Annotated in this window: 16 protein-coding genes; 7 read left to right on the top strand and 9 right to left on the bottom strand. The window is 69.0% G+C overall.

Annotated elements, in window-relative coordinates:
• Window positions 1-149 precede the first annotated feature (149 nt).
• Both OG718_RS28170 and OG718_RS28165 read right to left on the bottom strand, forming a co-directional pair.
• Window positions 150-1016, bottom strand: a complete 867-nt coding sequence (locus tag OG718_RS28170; RefSeq protein ID WP_328845505.1) for a GNAT family N-acetyltransferase — start codon at window positions 1014-1016, stop codon at window positions 150-152.
• A 5-nt stretch (window positions 1017-1021) separates the two neighbouring features.
• Entirely contained in the window at window positions 1022-1603 is a 582-nt protein-coding gene (locus OG718_RS28165) for a DUF2269 domain-containing protein (RefSeq protein WP_143643336.1), read from the bottom strand.
• A gap of 76 nt (window positions 1604-1679) precedes the next feature.
• Here OG718_RS28165 and OG718_RS28160 point away from each other — a divergent pair, with 76 nt between their 5' ends.
• Both OG718_RS28160 and OG718_RS28155 read left to right on the top strand, forming a co-directional pair.
• On the top strand, window positions 1680-2312 hold the full coding sequence (locus OG718_RS28160) for an HAD family hydrolase (protein ID WP_143643337.1): 633 nt from the start codon (window positions 1680-1682) through the stop codon (window positions 2310-2312).
• Window positions 2313-2730: 418 nt separating this feature from the next.
• Window positions 2731-4398: a globin domain-containing protein gene (locus OG718_RS28155; protein WP_328845504.1), complete on the top strand. Its 1668-nt coding sequence runs from the start codon at window positions 2731-2733 to the stop codon at window positions 4396-4398.
• A gap of 14 nt (window positions 4399-4412) precedes the next feature.
• On the opposite strand, the gene OG718_RS28150 is transcribed toward OG718_RS28155, so the two are convergent.
• The 5 genes from OG718_RS28150 to OG718_RS28130 form a co-directional block, all read right to left on the bottom strand.
• Window positions 4413-4895, bottom strand: a complete 483-nt coding sequence (locus OG718_RS28150; protein WP_143643339.1) for an NUDIX domain-containing protein — start codon at window positions 4893-4895, stop codon at window positions 4413-4415.
• 66 nt (window positions 4896-4961) lie between these two features.
• A complete protein-coding gene (locus OG718_RS28145) occupies window positions 4962-5867 on the bottom strand; it encodes a LysR family transcriptional regulator (protein ID WP_143643340.1) in 906 nt (301 codons plus the stop codon).
• A 212-nt stretch (window positions 5868-6079) separates the two neighbouring features.
• A complete protein-coding gene (locus tag OG718_RS28140; protein WP_328845503.1) occupies window positions 6080-7219 on the bottom strand; it encodes a cystathionine gamma-lyase in 1140 nt (379 codons plus the stop codon).
• Window positions 7216-7719, bottom strand: a complete 504-nt coding sequence (locus OG718_RS28135; protein ID WP_143643342.1) for a low molecular weight protein-tyrosine-phosphatase — start codon at window positions 7717-7719, stop codon at window positions 7216-7218. The genes OG718_RS28140 and OG718_RS28135 overlap by 4 nt, the downstream gene beginning before the upstream one ends.
• Window positions 7720-7727: 8 nt before the next feature.
• Window positions 7728-8105, bottom strand: a complete 378-nt coding sequence (locus OG718_RS28130; RefSeq protein WP_143643343.1) for a phage holin family protein — start codon at window positions 8103-8105, stop codon at window positions 7728-7730.
• A 60-nt stretch (window positions 8106-8165) separates the two neighbouring features.
• Between OG718_RS28130 and OG718_RS28125 the strand changes: the two genes are divergently transcribed.
• The 4 genes from OG718_RS28125 (at window position 8166) to OG718_RS28110 (ending at window position 10426) form a co-directional block, all read left to right on the top strand.
• Window positions 8166-8483 carry a cupin domain-containing protein gene (locus tag OG718_RS28125; RefSeq protein WP_055610299.1) on the top strand — a complete coding sequence of 106 codons (318 nt, stop codon included), beginning with the start codon at window positions 8166-8168 and terminating at the stop codon, window positions 8481-8483.
• A 173-nt stretch (window positions 8484-8656) separates the two neighbouring features.
• Window positions 8657-8869, top strand: a complete 213-nt coding sequence (locus OG718_RS28120; RefSeq protein WP_328845502.1) for a DUF5326 family protein — start codon at window positions 8657-8659, stop codon at window positions 8867-8869.
• 291 nt (window positions 8870-9160) lie between these two features.
• Window positions 9161-9886, top strand: a complete 726-nt coding sequence (locus tag OG718_RS28115) for an IclR family transcriptional regulator (protein WP_143643434.1) — start codon at window positions 9161-9163, stop codon at window positions 9884-9886.
• A gap of 99 nt (window positions 9887-9985) precedes the next feature.
• Window positions 9986-10426: an SsgA family sporulation/cell division regulator gene (locus OG718_RS28110; RefSeq protein WP_143643345.1), complete on the top strand. Its 441-nt coding sequence runs from the start codon at window positions 9986-9988 to the stop codon at window positions 10424-10426.
• A 182-nt stretch (window positions 10427-10608) separates the two neighbouring features.
• On the opposite strand, the gene OG718_RS28105 is transcribed toward OG718_RS28110, so the two are convergent.
• On the bottom strand, window positions 10609-12102 hold the full coding sequence (locus tag OG718_RS28105; RefSeq protein ID WP_143643346.1) for a YibE/F family protein: 1494 nt from the start codon (window positions 12100-12102) through the stop codon (window positions 10609-10611).
• Window positions 12103-12322: 220 nt separating this feature from the next.
• Here OG718_RS28105 and thiC point away from each other — a divergent pair, with 220 nt between their 5' ends.
• The gene (gene thiC / locus OG718_RS28100) at window positions 12323-14152 is read left to right on the top strand and encodes a phosphomethylpyrimidine synthase ThiC (RefSeq protein ID WP_328845501.1); all 1830 of its coding nucleotides are present in this window, start codon (window positions 12323-12325) and stop codon (window positions 14150-14152) included.
• A gap of 365 nt (window positions 14153-14517) precedes the next feature.
• Here the strand turns inward: thiC and OG718_RS28095 are convergent, their stop codons facing one another.
• On the bottom strand, window positions 14518-15390 hold the full coding sequence (locus tag OG718_RS28095; RefSeq protein ID WP_143643349.1) for a hypothetical protein: 873 nt from the start codon (window positions 15388-15390) through the stop codon (window positions 14518-14520).
• Between the last annotated feature and the right edge of the window lie 156 nt (window positions 15391-15546).

Here is a 15546-nt window from a genome sequence, read left to right as displayed (position 1 = left end):
AACGCGCCGGAGCGCCAGGAACACCGAAACGCCTGTCCCGTCCGGGGCAGGCGTTTCGGTTGGCCGCCAGTTCTCTACCGCCGAGTTCTCTACCGTCGAACTCTCAGTCGCCGAGCTCTCAGACGTCGGCCCAACTCACCCTCGGCCCTTCAGCCCGCAGCCACCGTGAGCGGAGCGAACCGCCGCGTCCAGTCGCCCGGCAACTCCGAGATGCCGTACGTCATGACCGCGTTGAAACTCAGGGGGGCGAGCCCGCGTTCCTTCACCCACGCCAGCAACTCCTCGTGCCGTACGTCGATGTCGGTGCGCAACGGTCCGTCGACGTGGGCGGCCAGCGAGGCGATGAGCGCCTTGGCCGTCTCCGTGTCCCGGGCGATCAGCGGACCCACGACATGGTTGTCCAGGTTGGGCCAGGCGGCCGCGTAGCCGATGATCCGGCCGTTCTCCTCGGCGACACGCAGCTGGTCGGCGAAGGCGGGCAGGCGCGTGATCATGTGCGTGCGGTCGGTACCGAAGACCCCTTCGTCGAGCCGGAGGATCGCATTGAGGTCCTCGGCCGTGGCCGCACGCGTGGCGACCTCGGGCTCAGGGCCGCCCGGGACGAAGTGGCCGCGGACCATCTCGGCCCGTCCGGTGGTCTTGAATCCCAGCTCCTCGTAGAGAGGGCGCCCGTACGGCGTCGCGTGCAGCGTCACCGGTGTGGTGTCCAGCTCGGCGACGACATGCTGCATCAACCTGCGTCCGACGCCCTGGCGGGCATGCCGCTCGGCGACCAGCACCATGCCGATCGCGGCCAGGGCGGGGCGCTCCTGGGGCCCGTACGAGGTCACGACGCAGGCGGTGACGAGGCCCCCGTCGGGGTCGTCGATGCCGTAACCCGTACCGGCCGTGAGCAGGAGGCCCCACTTGTGCTCCTCGCGGGGCCAGCCGCGGTTCTCGGCGAGATCGGCGCAGGCGGTGAGATCGCGTGGGGTCAGACGGCGGATGGGCTGGAAGGCGGGGGAAGGAGTCGACACGCAGGTCAGGCTGTCTGAGATGCCCGCTCGGCGTCCACCGATTTCCGGGCAGCCGCACTGATCTTTTGCCCACGCGACTTCTGTCCGACTGACTTCTGCTCACGCAGCCTCCGTCCACGCCGGGTCAGTCCCCAGGGCTTGAGGACCGAGATCACCGTCATGAAGAGATAGGCGGACAGCGAGACGATCGGCCCGAACAGAACGTCACCGGCGTCAGGCAGCGGGCCGCCTGCCGAAACAGCCGTGACGGCGGAACCGACGCCGGGACGCAGCGCGAAGACAGTGGCGGTGATCGTGGCCAGGGTCAGCCAGAACTTGATGTAGACCCAGCGATGCCTCGCCAGTCCCCACGGAGTGCCGAGGGACAGCACCAGACCACTCAGGAGCGTGAGGATCGCGAGGGGGAGCAGGAGCCAGTCGGCGAACAGCTTCATGGCGCGTACGGAGGCCTCCACGGTCACCGCGGACCCTGTGGTGGCCGCGGTGATCCCCAGAGCGAGCAGCCCGAGCGTGAGCCCGAGCCAGCCCGCGGAGGCGGCTACATGGACGACGAGGGTGGCCCGGCGTGCGGGGCGGCTTAGTTTCACGTGAAACACCGTGCCGCGCGGGAGCGAAGAGTACGTCTGCCGGCGGGAGTAACCCCACGTACTAGCCTCGGCGTACATGGCGAGACTTCATCTCTTCGATCTGGACGGGACCTTGCTGCACGGCACCTCGGCGCCTGTGGAGATCTCCCGGCAGCTCGGCCTGGAAGCCGAGACCGTGGCGCTCGACGAGGCGATCGGAGCGGGGCTCATAGGCCCGCCGGAGTACGCGACGCAGGTGCACGCCCTCTGGAGAGATCTCACCGAGGTGCATGTGGCGACCGCCTTCGCGAGTGCGCCGTGGCTGGAGGGCATCCAGGACGTCTGGGCGGACATCAGGGGGAGCGGCGACTACAGCGCCGTTGTCTCGCTCTCACCCTCGTTCTTCGTCGAGCGGCTGACGGGGTGGGGCGCGCACGCCGCGTACGGATCACGCTTCCCCGCGGTGCCGTTCACCGAGCCGGTGGACCCTGCCGGGATCCTGAGCGCGGCGGCCAAGGTACGGATCGCGGACCGGCTCTGCGCGGAGTTCGGGGTGGCGAGAGCCGACTGCGTCGCGTACGGCGACTCGATGTCCGACAGGGATCTGTTCGGGGTGGTGCCGGTATCCGTCGCCGTCAACGCGGACCGGCATGTGGAAGGTCTCGCCACCCACTCCTACGTGGGGCGGGATCTGCGGGGTGCCTATGAATTGGTGTGCCCTGCCCGGTAATTCAAGGAATTGACGGTCCGGTCCCCCTTCAATTCCCGACGTGGGGAAGGGGGGACTTGTGTGCCGGACGGCGGCCGGTATGGTCGACTCCGGTTCGTGTCCGGTGTGATGTCCGCGCATCCCGCCAGGGCGAACAAACGGCAATGCAGCCTAACGGGACAGAGAGATCGAAGACCCGCATTTCCGGTTACGTGGCCGGGGTGTTGGCGCAGGGTGAGATGCTGCGATGGCTGTAGTGCGGCCAATGTCACACTCTTGGCCTACTTGTCCGTAGGGTGCGGGATTCCGGGGTTCAATGTGGCCGCCATGGGGCGACGGGGCGGAACGGGGAAAGCAAGCAGTCTGCGGGGGAAAGCAGGCATCTTCCGACCGAGGAAGTGCGCAGACCGACCGAAAGATGTTCGAGGCGAGGCACACCATGGACGCTCCGACCACCACGTCGGCCGACAACGGCACTTCAGGGGGTAGTGGCGGGGGCGGCTGGTTCACGCCGCACAAGCCGCCGGAGCCGCCCGCGGGCGGCGAGCAGGAGGCGCCCGAGGGCCACCGCCTGGCCGCGCTGCGCCCCGTCGGCAGGCCCACAACGGGCGCCGACGCCACGACTGGGCAACGAATACCCCCGACCGACGAGACCGTCTCCGACACCGAACGAGTCGACACCGGAGTCACGGAGACGCTCGGCCGCCACGCGGGTTCCCCTGACGGCGGCCCCACCGGCGCCAGGTTCGTACCTGCCGACGCTCCCCGTGCCGACGCTCCCCGTGCCGACGCCCCCCGTGCCGGGGCCGCTCATGCCGGAGCTGCTCATGCCGGGCCGACCGCGACGCCAGCCATGACGTACGAGGCGACACCCGCCCCGCAAGCCCACACCGGTCCCCCCGCCCCACCTGGGCCCGACCACGCGCCGCGCGTTCCCGACTGGCGCTCCGTTCCTGCCCCCGCCGCCGTAGCCGTTCCTGCCCCCGCACAGGCCGCCTCCCCCGACGCCGTCCTCATCCGCCGGACCATGGCCGAGGTGGGTCCCGTCGCCGACAAGGTCACCTCGTACTTCTACGCGCTGCTCTTCGTACGGCACCCGGAGCTGCGCCAGCTCTTCCCCGCTGCGATGGACACTCAGCGGGACCGGCTCCTGCGGGCACTGCTGACCGCGGCCGAGCACATCGACAACACCGAGGTCCTGGTCGCGTATCTGAAGAACCTCGGCCGTGGCCACCGCAAGTACGGCACCCGCCCCGAGCACTACCCGGCCGTCGGCGAGTGCCTGATCGGCTCGCTCAGCCGGTTCGCCGCAGGCTGGGACGGGGAGACCGAGGCTGCCTGGGTGCGGGCGTACACAACGATCTCGCAGGTCATGATCGACGCCGCAGCCACGGACGAACTGCGGGCGCCGGCCTGGTGGCATGGCGAGGTGGTCTCGCACGACCTCAGGACCCCGGACGTCGCCGTCATCACGGTCCGCCCCGACCAGCCGTACCCCTTCCTCGCCGGGCAGTACGCGAGCCTGGAGACCCCTTGGTGGCCGCGGATCTGGCGGCACTACTCCTTCGCCTCGGCGCCCCGCTCCGACGGACTGCTGTCGTTCCACGTGAAGGCGATTCCGGCGGGCTGGGTCTCCAACGCGCTGGTGCACCGCGCCCGCCCCGGCGACGTCGTCAGGCTCGGCCCTCCGGCCGGCTCGATGACCGTCGACCACACCACCGACAGCGGCCTGCTCTGCCTGGGCGGCGGTACCGGCATAGCGCCGATAAAGGCCCTGGTCGAGGACGTCGCCGAACACGGCGAGCGGCGCCCGGTCGAGGTGTTCTACGGAGCCCGCACCGATCACGACCTGTACGACATCGACACGATGCTCCGGCTTCAGCAGAGCCACCCCTGGCTCGCGGTGCGCCCGATAGTGGACCAGCACGGGCATCTGAATCTCCCCGACGCCGTACGCGAGTACGGGCCGTGGAACGAGTACGACGCGTATCTTTCGGGCCCGCCCGGCATGATCCGCAGCGGGGTCGACGCGCTCAGGGACATCGGCATCCCGTCGGAGAGGATCCGTCACGACTCGGTGGAAGAACTCGCCGTGACCGGAGACTGACTCCGAACCAGTCGTCAGCCCAGGTCGGGTGCGTGCATCGCCAGTACGCCCTCGATGTTTCCGTCGAGATAGTGCCGCAGCGACAGCGGTACGAGATGGACGGAAGCGATTCCCACGCGGGTGAAGGGGATCCGCACGATCTCGTACTCTCCGCAGGGCTCGTCGATCTCGGGGCCATGGCGCAGCGAGGGGTCCATGGATTCCAGGCGGCAGACGAAGAAGTGCTGGACCTTCACGCCGGTCGTGCTCGCGTCCTCGCCGATGTGCTCGACGGTGTCGACGAAGCAGGGCACCACATCGGTGATCTTGGCGCCGAGTTCCTCGTGCACCTCACGATGGAGTGCGTCGACGACGGTCGTGTCCTCCGGCTCGACCCCGCCGCCGGGCGTCAGCCAGTAGGGATCGACGCCGGGCTTGGTCCGCTTGATGAGGACCAGGTCATTGCCGTCCAGTAGGACGGCCCGGGCGGTGCGCTTGACCACGGGTCGGACGGTCATGGGAGAAATGTGGCCCAGTTGGTTCCACGTGAAACATCGCCCTCTTGACGAGGTGATGCATCTTGGTCATGACCAGTCTATGGCGGCGTGCATGAGCCACTCGTGCGCCCGCGCAATATGGGGCATGGCCAGTGTGCCGGTGCGTACCACCAGGAAGTACGTACGAAGCGGAGGCACCGCGGGTTCGGTCAGTGCGACGACGTCTCCCCGCGCCAGAGCCGGTGCGCACAGATAGCGCGGTAACACCGCGAGCCCGGCGCCGGTGGTCGCACAGGCGAGGACAGCGCGCAGGTCGGGGACGATGACGGTGCCCGAGGCGGCCGGGCGGGAGTCGAAGACGGAGGCCCAGTAGCGGGCGACGAACGGCAGCGACTCGTGCACCTCCACCACGGGGAAGTTCTCCAGGGAGGGCTCGCCCCGGTGACGTAACGAGCCGGAGCCGAGGCGGTCGGCCCAGCGCGGGGCGGCGACCAGGACGTGCTCCTCGTCGCAGAGCGGAGTCGCGGTGAGCAGGGCGCCGCGCGGGCGGGCCGTACTGATGGCCAGATCGTGATGTCCGGCGGCGAGTCCTTCCAGCGTCTCCTCCGCGTTGCCGAAGGAGGCACGCAGCGCGAAGCCCTGGCCGTCGTCCCCGGTCAGCTCGGTGAGCGCGGGCAGGGCGCGTTCGGCGGTGAACTCCGGCGGGCCGGCGAGATGGAGCGTGCGTACGGAGGAGTCCTCGTCGAGACCGGTCTCGGCGATCTCCACCAGGGCGTCGAGATGGGGTGCCGCCTTGTGGGCGAGTTCGTCGCCCATGGTCGTAGGGGTCACTCCACGGGCCTGACGCAGGAAGAGAGGGCGTCCCAGCTGTCGTTCGAGGGTCCGGATCTGGGAGGTGACGGCAGGCTGCGAGAGGCCCAGCAGGGCGGCCGCGCGGGTGAAGGAGCCGGCCCGGTGCACGGTCACGAAGGTCCGCAGCAAGGCCAGATCCATGGCGTTCCTTTTCTCTCCAGCTCCCGGAAGCCCCCAACTATAAATATGTCGATAGGTCTCTGTCGCTACTGTGATTGGACACTGACACAGAGTCAACTAGCCTTGTTCGCGCGGTTCTTCGCGCGCAGAACCGGGACGGTCCGAGCCACGAGGGGGGAGGCTCGGACCGTCCGCCGTACGTGCCCGCTACTGACCGGTGACTCAGCGGGCGTTCACTGAGCGGACTCGTCGAGCGCACGCAGCACATCGGCCACGAGGTCCTGAGGATCCTCGGCACCGGCTGAGAAGCGGATAAAGCCCTCCGGCACCGCGTCACCGCCCCAGCGGCCGCGCCGCTCGGCCGTCGACCGCACCCCGCCGAAGCTGGTCGCGTCGTCCACCAATCGCAGCGCGTCGAGAAAACGGTCGGCACGCGCGCGCGTGGGCAGCGTGAACGACACCACGCACCCGAAGCGCCGCATCTGCTGAGAGGCGATCTTGTGCGACGGGTCGCCGGGCAGCCCCGGATAACGGACCCCGAGTTCCTCGTGCCGGTCGCGCAGGGCCTCGGCGATCACCAGTGCATTGGCGTTCTGCCGTTCCACGCGCAGGTGGAGCGTCGCGAGGGAGCGGTGCGCGAGCCACGCCTCCATGGGCCCCGGAATCGCCCCGACGATCTTGCGCCAGCGCCGTACGGAGGCCATCGCCACGGCGTCGCCACCGGTGACGTACCCCAGGAGGATGTCTCCGTGCCCGGTGAGCTGCTTGGTGCCGCTGGCCACGGAGAAGTCGGCGCCCAGTTCCAGCGGGCGCTGTCCGAGCGGGGTCGCCAGGGTGTTGTCGACGGCGACCAGACAGCCACGCGCGTGCGCCGCCTCGACGAGCCGCCGTACGTCGCACACGTCGAGCCCCGGGTTCGACGGGGTCTCGATCCACAGCAGCTTCGCGCCGTCGAGGACGTCGAGCTGGGCGTCGCCGCCGGTCGGGGCGGTGCGCACCTCGATTCCGTACGCCTCCAGCTGTGCGCGCACGAGCGGCAGCACCTGGTAGCCGTCGTCGGGCAGCACGACCGTGTCGCCGGCGCCCAGCTGGGAGAAGAGGACGGCCGAGATGGCGGCCATGCCGGAGGCGAAGACGAGCGTCTCGACGTCGTCGTGCCCCGGAGCCTCCAGCTCGCCGATGGCGCGCTCCAGATGGGTCCAGGTCGGGTTCTCGTCGCGGCCGTATGTGTACGGGCCGGTGGGGTCGCCCGGCAGATGGAAGTGGGCGGCGAACACCGGCCCCGGGAGGGTCGGCTCGTGCTTGACGGGCTCGGGCAGCCCCGCCCGCACCGCGCGTGTGCCGTCACCCACTCCCGTAACGGAATCTGTCATGCCGCCTGTCCCTCCACTTGCTCCCGTACCGCGGCGAGCAGGCCGGGGCTCGCCGCCTCCACCATCTCAAGACACTCCTCGAAGCCGTCCAGGCCCCCGTAGTAGGGGTCCGGTACGTCGAGGTCGACTCCCGAGGCCGACGCGACGGCAGGGTCGTACGAGCGCAGCAGCCGCACCTTCTCGGCGTCCGCCTCAGTGGGGGCGAGGCGGCGCAGGGCCCTCAGGTGGCCGGCGTCGAGGGCTATGACCAGGTCGAGCCGGGTGAACCAGTCGGCGTGGAACTGGCGGGCCGCATGGCCGCCTTCGTAGCCGCCCGCTTCGAGGACGGAGACGGTGCGTGGGTCGGCGCCGTCGCCCTCGTGCCAGCCGCCGGTGCCGGCGCTGTCCACCTCGACCAGACCGTCCAGCCCGGCCTCAGCCACCCGCGCGCGGAAGACGGATTCGGCCATCGGGGAGCGGCAGATGTTGCCGGTGCAGACGAAGCACACGCGATAGGGCATCTGGTCGCTCAGTCCTTGTCGGGGAGGACGACGTTCAGCGCCCAGGAGACGATGGAGATGATCAGGCCGCCCAGGACGGCGGTCCAGAAGCCCTCGACGTGGAAGCTCAGGTCGAGCTTGTCCGCCAGCCACGAGGTGAGCAGCAGCATCAGGGCGTTGATCACCAGTGTGATCAGGCCGAGCGTGAGAATGAACAGCGGGAACGTCAGCACCTGCACGATCGGCTTGACCAGGAAGTTGACCAGGCCGAAGACCAGTGCGACGAGCAACAGCGTGCCGATCTCCTTGCCCGTGCTGTCACCGGACAGGGTGATCTTGTCGAGCAGCCACACGGCGACGGCCAGTGCGCCGGCGTTGGCGAGCGTCTTGACTACGAAATTCTTCATGTGTCTGATCGTGACAGACGTGATCGGATACGAGCAGCGGGGCAAGGGCGGACAAGAACGATGAAGGCATTCCGGCTGGACGAACTGGAGGCGGAGCGCGCCGCCAACGACGGTGCGTACCTCCAGTTCCTGCGTGAGAAGAACATGTCGGTCGGCCTGTACGCGCTCGACGCGGGCACCCAGGACCCGCAGCAGCCCCACCGCCAGGACGAGGTGTACTTCGTCGTCAGCGGCCGCGCCGCGATCACGGTCGGCATGGAGACGACCCAGGTGGCACGCGGCAGCGTCGTCTACGTGCCTGCGGGGGTGGCCCACAAGTTCCACCACATCAGCGAGGATCTGCGGGTCGTGGTGGTCTTCTCTCCGCCGGAGAGCTGACCTCCGCCTCAGGGTTCCCTAGGGGAACGTTCAGGGGAGGACAAGGGGTGCGAGGCCCCCGTCGGCACCCCTGCCGCGCCTAGCATCGAGGGCAGGACATCCGAGACCCGTCACCTTCGGGAGCGGGCCGGGACAGCACTCGGAAACGGGCAGAGAGACAAGGAACAAGGGCGATGCGAGAGATCTTCGCGGGTATGCCGTGGTGGATTAAGTGGGTCGCGGTGCCGGTCATCGCCCTGGTCGTGTTCGGCGGCCTGATAGCGAGCGTCGTCGGGTTCGTGATCGGCCTGCTCTTCAAGCTGCTGGTCTTCGTGGCGTTGGTCGGCGGACTGATCTACGTCGTACGGAGGTTCATGTCGAGCTCCTCGTCGAGGAGCGACTGGTAGGCGACGGGAGACCCGCCGGTCGGCAACCGGCCGGCGGTAACAGGAACCGGCAGTTCCCTCGGGCGAGGGAAGTTTCGGCACAGGCCGTCTGCGAGCGGTGGCAGACGGTTAAAGTCCGGAATTCGACGCGGGGTTGATACCCGCGAGCGGCGCTCAGATCCCTCCCGTGTTACCCCCGCACGGGCGGCCCCCCTCGCGCTTCGGGAGCACCCCTTGGCCACGGTTGACACCGCATCCGCCGGACCACACGTCCCTTCCTCCGAGCCGCATCCCACGACCCTCATCGGATCCGTGCAGCGTGCGATGCGTCTCCTGGAGTCCGTCGCCCGCCACGAGCACGGGGCGCCCGCGAAGCAGCTCGCCCGTGAGGCCGGGCTCGCCCTGCCCACGGCGTACCACCTGCTGCGCACCCTGGCCCACGAGGGCTATCTGCGCCGGGAGAAGGGCCTGTTCTTCCTCGGCGAGGCGGTCGAGCGGCTGAGCAACGGCGGGGCCCAGCAGAAACGTCGCAGCATGGTCGCCGACGCACTCGCGCAGTGCCGTGATTCGGTCGGCGCACCCGTGTACTACGCGCTCTACCGCGACGGTGAGATCGAGGTCCAGTGCGTCGCCGACACTCCGGCCAATCCCGCCGTCGAGGAGTGGGCCGACTTCCGTGAGACGGGCCATGCGCACGCGATCGGCCAGTGCCTGCTGTCCCAGCTCGACGAGGACGCCCGTCGGGACCACCTCGACCGCTACCCCGTCCGGTCCATCACGCCGTATACGGTGCGTGACGATCGAACTCTGTTGCGACGCCTCGAATCCGCGCGACGCATGCAGCCCGTGATCGAGCGTCAGGCGTACGCGCTGGGTACGGTCTGCGCCGCGATTCCGATCACCGTGGGCAGTACTGCGGCCACTATTGCCATTTCTCTGCCTGCCCACCAGGCCGACCGACTGCTGCCGGCGGCACGCCGATTGCAGAGCGAGATCGGCAGGCTGCTGGGGTCACTCTCGCTCTCTATCAGCATCTGAAAACTCACTCCTTGTGATCTGGTGTGTACGTTCAGCAAGATGCCAGCAGTGTCAGGTGGATGATTCCCGGCCAGTCGAAGGCGAACGACGGGGTAGGCGATGCGCGAGTCGGTAGTACAGGCAGAGGTCATGATGAGCTTCGTCGTCTCGGAGGAGCTCTCCTTTCGCATCCCGGTGGAGCTGCGCTACGAGACCTGTGATCCCTATGCCGTGCGGCTGACCTTCCACCTGCCCGGTGACGCCCCGGTGACCTGGGCCTTCGGCCGCGAGCTGCTGATCGACGGGGTGGGCCGGGCGTGCGGGGACGGTGATGTGCACATCGCTCCCGCCGACAGCGAGGGGTTCGGCGATGTGCTGATCCGGCTTCAGGTGGGCGGCGACCACGCGTTGTTCCGCTGCGGGACGGCGCCGCTGCTGGCGTTCCTCGACCGTACGGACCGGCTGGTGCCGCTGGGCCAGGAGCGTTCCCTCGCGGACTTCGACACGCACCTCGACGAGGCGCTGAACCGCATCCTGGCGGAGGAACAGAGCGCCGGATGACGCGAAACGGGGCTGGGGCAGGCATGGCGCCGCCTCGCTGTACGTCGTCCCGTACCGGTGTGACGCATGCTCGTCCTGCCCGGCGCCTGCCGCACTTCATACCGCTGCTTGCCTCGCCGCCTTACGGGCTGCCGTAACGCTTCTTCTCAACTCTCGGCAACCGGATCCGGCAGGGGCCGGGTTCAGTGCTTGCGGCGGCGGCCGCTCCCGCCACGCAGAGGCGCCCTGGCGCCCGACTGGGGCTGCGGCTGCGGCTGTTCCTGTTGCGCCGGCGCGGCGGGGCCCGGGCGGTCCGCCGAGACCACCAGGGCGGCGAGAACCGTGGTCACCGGCACGGAGGCGACCAGTCCGATCGAGCCGACAAGCGTGCGCACGATCTCCTCGGCGACCAACTCACTGTTGGCCACCGTCCCCACACTGCTCTGCGCGATGGAGAACAGCAGCAGCAGCGGCAGCGCGGCGCCCGCGTAGGCGAGGACGAGCGTGTTGACGACCGACGCGATGTGGTCGCGGCCGATGCGGATGCCCGCGCGGTACAGCCCGCGCCAGCCCATCGTCGGATTGGCCTCGTGCAGCTCCCAGACCGCCGACGTCTGTGTCACCGTCACGTCGTCGAGCACACCCAGCGAGCCGATGATGATGCCCGCGAGCAGCAGGCCGCTCATGTCGATGGACGGGTACAGCCCGTGGATCAGACCGGTGTTGTCGTCCGTGTTGCCGGTCAGCGCGGCCCAGTCGATGAACAGCGAGCCGAGCAGCCCGATCAGCAACAGGGAGAGCAGGGTGCCGAGCACCGCCACCGACGTACGGGCGGACAGTCCATGGCACAGATAGAGCGCGATCAGCATGATGGCGCTCGCTCCGACCACCGCCACGACCAGAGGGTTCGAGCCCTGCAGGATCGCGGGGAGGATGAAGAACGTCAGGATGAGGAAGCTGGCGGCCAGTGCGACCAGCGCCATGACGCCGCGCATCCGGCCCACCACGACCACCGCGACGGCGAAGATCCCGGCGAGCAGCGTCATCGGGAGCTTGCGGTTCACATCGGTGACCGAGTACTGGAGCTCCTTGGGGGCATCCGGCGCATACGCGACGATCACCTCCTGGCCCTGCTCCAGCTGCCGCGAGGAGTCCGGCTGGACGATCTCCGTGAAGGTACGGCCCTTGTCCTTGCCGGTGTCGACCCGGACCGTCGCCTTCTTGCAGCTGCCGGACGCCTGTTGCTGCGCCGACGAGCCCTCGGCGGTCGAGGTGTCGCCGGTCGGCGTCTCCCCCGAGGCGTTCACCGATTTGCAGTCGACCTTGTCGACCTTGGTCACGGTGGCCTGTTGGGTCTGTCGGTCGAAGCCGACACCGGTGCGCTCGTGCCCCGGGGCGCCGCCGGGCCAGAGCACCACGAGGCCGACGACTACCGCAGCCGCGAAGGGGATCAGCACGGCCGCGATGACCTTGCGCAGATGCATCGAGACAGGTGCTGCGGGTCCGTGACTGTGGGAGTGGCCGTGCCCGCCGCCACCCGGTCCGCCACCGTCACCGCCGCCGGGCCCGTCTCCGCCGCCGCCCGGTCCGGGGCCGTGGGGGCCGTGCCCAGGTCCGCCGCCGTGACCGTGGCCGTCGTGGCCGTGTCCGTGGGGCGGTTCGGACGGCGGGATTGGGGGCTGCTGCGTCGTGGTCACCGACCGATCATCGCAAGAACGGCCCGGGCCCACTGTTCACCGCGCCACATCTGACGCTAGCGTGGGGGCACCTTTGCACACGCGGGAGCTCGGAGCACCGGGCTGAGAGGGCGCTGACCTCCGTAGACGCGATGTTTCACGTGGAACATCGCTGGACGGAAATCGCTGCGTCGACCGCCGAACCTGTTACCGGGTAATGCCGGCGTAGGGAGTAGGTCTCATGACCAACAAGGACGTACGCACGCCTGCCTCCAGCGAGACGAACGGGGCCCTGTCCGAGAGTTCCCCGTCCCAGAACGGCGAGGCCGGGAAGTCCATCGGCTGGCACAAGGCGTATGTCGAGGGTTCGCGCCCCGACCTGCGGGTGCCGGTCCGTCAGGTGCACCTCACCAACGGGCAGTCGGTCACTCTGTACGACACCTCCGGCCCGTACACCGATCCGACCGTGGACACCGACGTACGCAGGGGCCTCGAGGCCGTCCGGGCCAACTGGATCATCGCCCGCGGTGACACCGAGGAGTACGCGGGCCGACCCGTCCGCCCCGAGGACGACGGGATCAAGCACACCTCGCCGCGCGGTGGACTGCGCAACCTCGACGCGGTCTTTCCGGGGCGTCCGCGCCAGCCCCGGCGCAGCCGTGACGGACAGGCGGTGACGCAACTCGCGTACGCCAAGCGGGGCGAGATCACGCCGGAGATGGAGTACGTGGCCATCCGGGAAAGCGTTTCTCCCGAGGTCGTCCGCGAGGAGATCGCGGCGGGCCGGGCCGTGCTGCCGGCCAACGTCAACCACCCGGAGATCGAGCCGATGATCATCGGCAAGCGGTTCCTGGTGAAGGTCAACGCCAACATCGGCAACTCCGCGGTCACCTCCTCCATCGAGGAGGAGGTCGAGAAGATGACCTGGGCGACCCGTTGGGGCGCCGACACGGTCATGGACCTGTCCACCGGCCGCAACATCCACACCACGCGGGAGTGGGTGCTGCGGAACTCCCCCGTCCCCATCGGCACGGTCCCGCTCTACCAGGCGCTGGAGAAGGTCGACGGGCGGGCCGAGGAGCTCACCTGGGAGATCTACAAGGACACGGTCGTCGAGCAGGCCGAGCAGGGCGTGGACTACATGACCGTCCACGCGGGCGTGCGGCTGCCCTTCGTCCCGCTGACCGCGAACCGCAAGACGGGCATCGTCTCGCGCGGTGGCTCGATCATGGCGGCCTGGTGCCTGGCGCACCACAAGGAGTCGTTCCTGTACGAGAACTTCGAGGAACTCTGCGAGATCCTCGCTGCGTACGACGTCACGTACTCGCTCGGCGACGGCCTGCGGCCCGGCTCGATCGCGGACGCCAACGACCCTGCCCAGTTCGCCGAGTTGAGGACTCTAGGGGAACTCAACAGGGTCGCGAAGCGTTTCAACGTACAGACCATGATCGAGGGCCCGGGGCATGTCCCGATGCACAAGATCAAGGAGAACATCGACCTTCAGCAGGAGATCTGTGATGAAGCTCCGTTCTATACGCTCGGCCCGCTGACGACGGACGTCGCGCCGGCGTACGACCACATCACCTCCGGCATCGGTGCCGCGATGATCGCTTGGTGGGGCACGGCCATGCTCTGCTACGTCACGCCCAAGGAGCACTTGGGCCTGCCCAACCGTGACGACGTCAAGACGGGCGTCATCACCTACAAGATCGCGGCCCATGCGGCGGACCTCGCCAAGGGACATCCGGGCGCACAGGAGTGGGACGACGCGTTGTCGGACGCCCGCTTCGAGTTCCGTTGGGAGGACCAGTTCAACCTGGCCCTCGACCCCGACACGGCCCGGGAGTTCCACGACGAGACCCTCCCGGCCGAGCCCGCCAAGACAGCGCACTTCTGCTCCATGTGCGGGCCGAAGTTCTGCTCGATGAAGATCAGCCACAGCATCACCGAGCAGTTCGGCGGCACGGCGGCTGCGGGGGCGACGGCCGAAGAGGTCGCCGAGGGGATGCTCCAGAAGTCGAAGGAGTTCGCGGCGAGCGGAAACAGGGTGTACCTGCCCATGGCCGACTGACTCCGGCGTGCTGTTCGACCCCTTCTCCGAGGTCCTGGCCATCCAGGCCGGGGCTTCACGGAGGAACGCGACGCCATGCTGTGCACCGGTGCTCTTCCACCTCGCCCTGGTGCATGTCTCCAGCCGCACACGGGTCGAGCGAGCGACCGCGCAGATCGTGCGACGCATGTGGAAACGGAATGAAGGCACGGCACGACAGCGCGGCATGAAGGCGCGCCATTGCAGGCACGGTATGAGGGCCGCACCTGTCGGAACGCGGCCGTCGCGGGCGTAGTGCCCGCGACGCTGCGGCCGGTAGGGCCCCACTCCGCCTGGCCGCGCCCGGTTGCCGGCCCGCACAGGGCCGGACCCGGGCGAGGGCGGGGCTACTCCGGCTGGTGCTCCGGCCCCCCGAAGTCGGGGCTGCTGAAGTCCGGGCTGGAGAAGCTGGGGCGGGGTCCCGCTGTCGGACCGCCGTCCGGGCTGCTGAAGCCTGGCCGGTTGTAGCCGAGCTGGGGCATCCGGCTGATCGGCGCCGACGGCTTCGTACGGCCGAGGGCGGCCGTGCCCGGGTCGGCGAGGGCCTCCCTGAGGAACGGCATGATGCCGCGCTCCAGAAGGGCGTCGTGCCAGGCTTCCCTGGCCCGGTTCACCTCTTCGCTGCGTTCGCCGTGCGCGCCGGCCTGGAGTGAACTGGCGCCGTTGCGCAGGGCGGCGAGCAGGAGACCGACCGCGGCCACCAGGATCGTGACGGCCGTGATGGCTCCGAAGACCCACCCTGTGGTGAGGAGGGTCTGGGCGATGCCCGGCTGGGGGTCGAGCATCTTCAGGATGTAGCCGACGAGCAGGAAGATCGCCGCGGCGGTGCCGGCGAGGACGGGAGCGAGCACGGCTACGACCGCCGCGGCACCCGCCCCGGCGGTCTCGGCGACCTCCCCCATGGTCGTGGCGAGCCCGACCGCGCCCGTGGCCGGATCCGTGGTGCTGGTGGACCCTTCGCGGACAGGAGGGGTGGACGGCGCCGGCTGGCGCAGTTCCTCGCGGACCTTCACATAGTGCTGGTACTCGGTCGCCGCGGCCGCCGTGATGAGAGCGGTGGCGTTGAGCGCCATCGTGCGCAGTTGTTCGGGGTTGAGCCGCTGACCTACAGCGGCGAGTTCCGGACGGTGTGGTGCGGAGCGCAGCGCCTCATCGAGGATCCGCTCGTACTCTTGGCGGTCCTCGCTCAGCAGGTGCTGCGGAACGCTGTTCATGTGCATCCCCCGATGCTCCGTAGGGCTTGGGGCTCGGCATGCTGACGAGCCGTCGGGCAGAAACGGAGGGGAGCCTGCTACGGATAAGCCGATGGTAGAGCGGTGACGGCACACGGTGACAGGGGGTTTCCAGAATTTGCCCCTGCGTTGCGGATGTCCTCC

Source organism: Streptomyces sp. NBC_00258, assembly GCF_036182465.1.
Classification (GTDB): Bacteria; Actinomycetota; Actinomycetes; order Streptomycetales; family Streptomycetaceae; genus Streptomyces.
Note: the sequence above shows the minus strand (reverse complement) of the source record. Positions and strands in the feature narration are given on the sequence as shown.

What these genes read in the sequence shown, in the direction of transcription:
- OG718_RS28160 (WP_143643337.1), top strand. Translation starts at nt 1,680, where the DNA reads ATGGCGAGACTTCATCTCTTCGATCTGGACGGGACCTTGCTGCACGGC.
- OG718_RS28155 (WP_328845504.1), top strand. Translation starts at nt 2,731, where the DNA reads ATGGACGCTCCGACCACCACGTCGGCCGACAACGGCACTTCAGGGGGT.
- OG718_RS28150 (WP_143643339.1), bottom strand. Translation starts at nt 4,895, where the DNA reads ATGACCGTCCGACCCGTGGTCAAGCGCACCGCCCGGGCCGTCCTACTG.
- OG718_RS28145 (WP_143643340.1), bottom strand. Translation starts at nt 5,867, where the DNA reads ATGGATCTGGCCTTGCTGCGGACCTTCGTGACCGTGCACCGGGCCGGC.
- OG718_RS28140 (WP_328845503.1), bottom strand. Translation starts at nt 7,219, where the DNA reads ATGACAGATTCCGTTACGGGAGTGGGTGACGGCACACGCGCGGTGCGG.
- OG718_RS28135 (WP_143643342.1), bottom strand. Translation starts at nt 7,719, where the DNA reads ATGCCCTATCGCGTGTGCTTCGTCTGCACCGGCAACATCTGCCGCTCC.
- OG718_RS28130 (WP_143643343.1), bottom strand. Translation starts at nt 8,105, where the DNA reads ATGAAGAATTTCGTAGTCAAGACGCTCGCCAACGCCGGCGCACTGGCC.
- OG718_RS28125 (WP_055610299.1), top strand. Translation starts at nt 8,166, where the DNA reads ATGAAGGCATTCCGGCTGGACGAACTGGAGGCGGAGCGCGCCGCCAAC.
- OG718_RS28120 (WP_328845502.1), top strand. Translation starts at nt 8,657, where the DNA reads ATGCGAGAGATCTTCGCGGGTATGCCGTGGTGGATTAAGTGGGTCGCG.
- OG718_RS28110 (WP_143643345.1), top strand. Translation starts at nt 9,986, where the DNA reads ATGCGCGAGTCGGTAGTACAGGCAGAGGTCATGATGAGCTTCGTCGTC.
- thiC (WP_328845501.1), top strand. Translation starts at nt 12,323, where the DNA reads ATGACCAACAAGGACGTACGCACGCCTGCCTCCAGCGAGACGAACGGG.
- OG718_RS28095 (WP_143643349.1), bottom strand. Translation starts at nt 15,390, where the DNA reads ATGCACATGAACAGCGTTCCGCAGCACCTGCTGAGCGAGGACCGCCAA.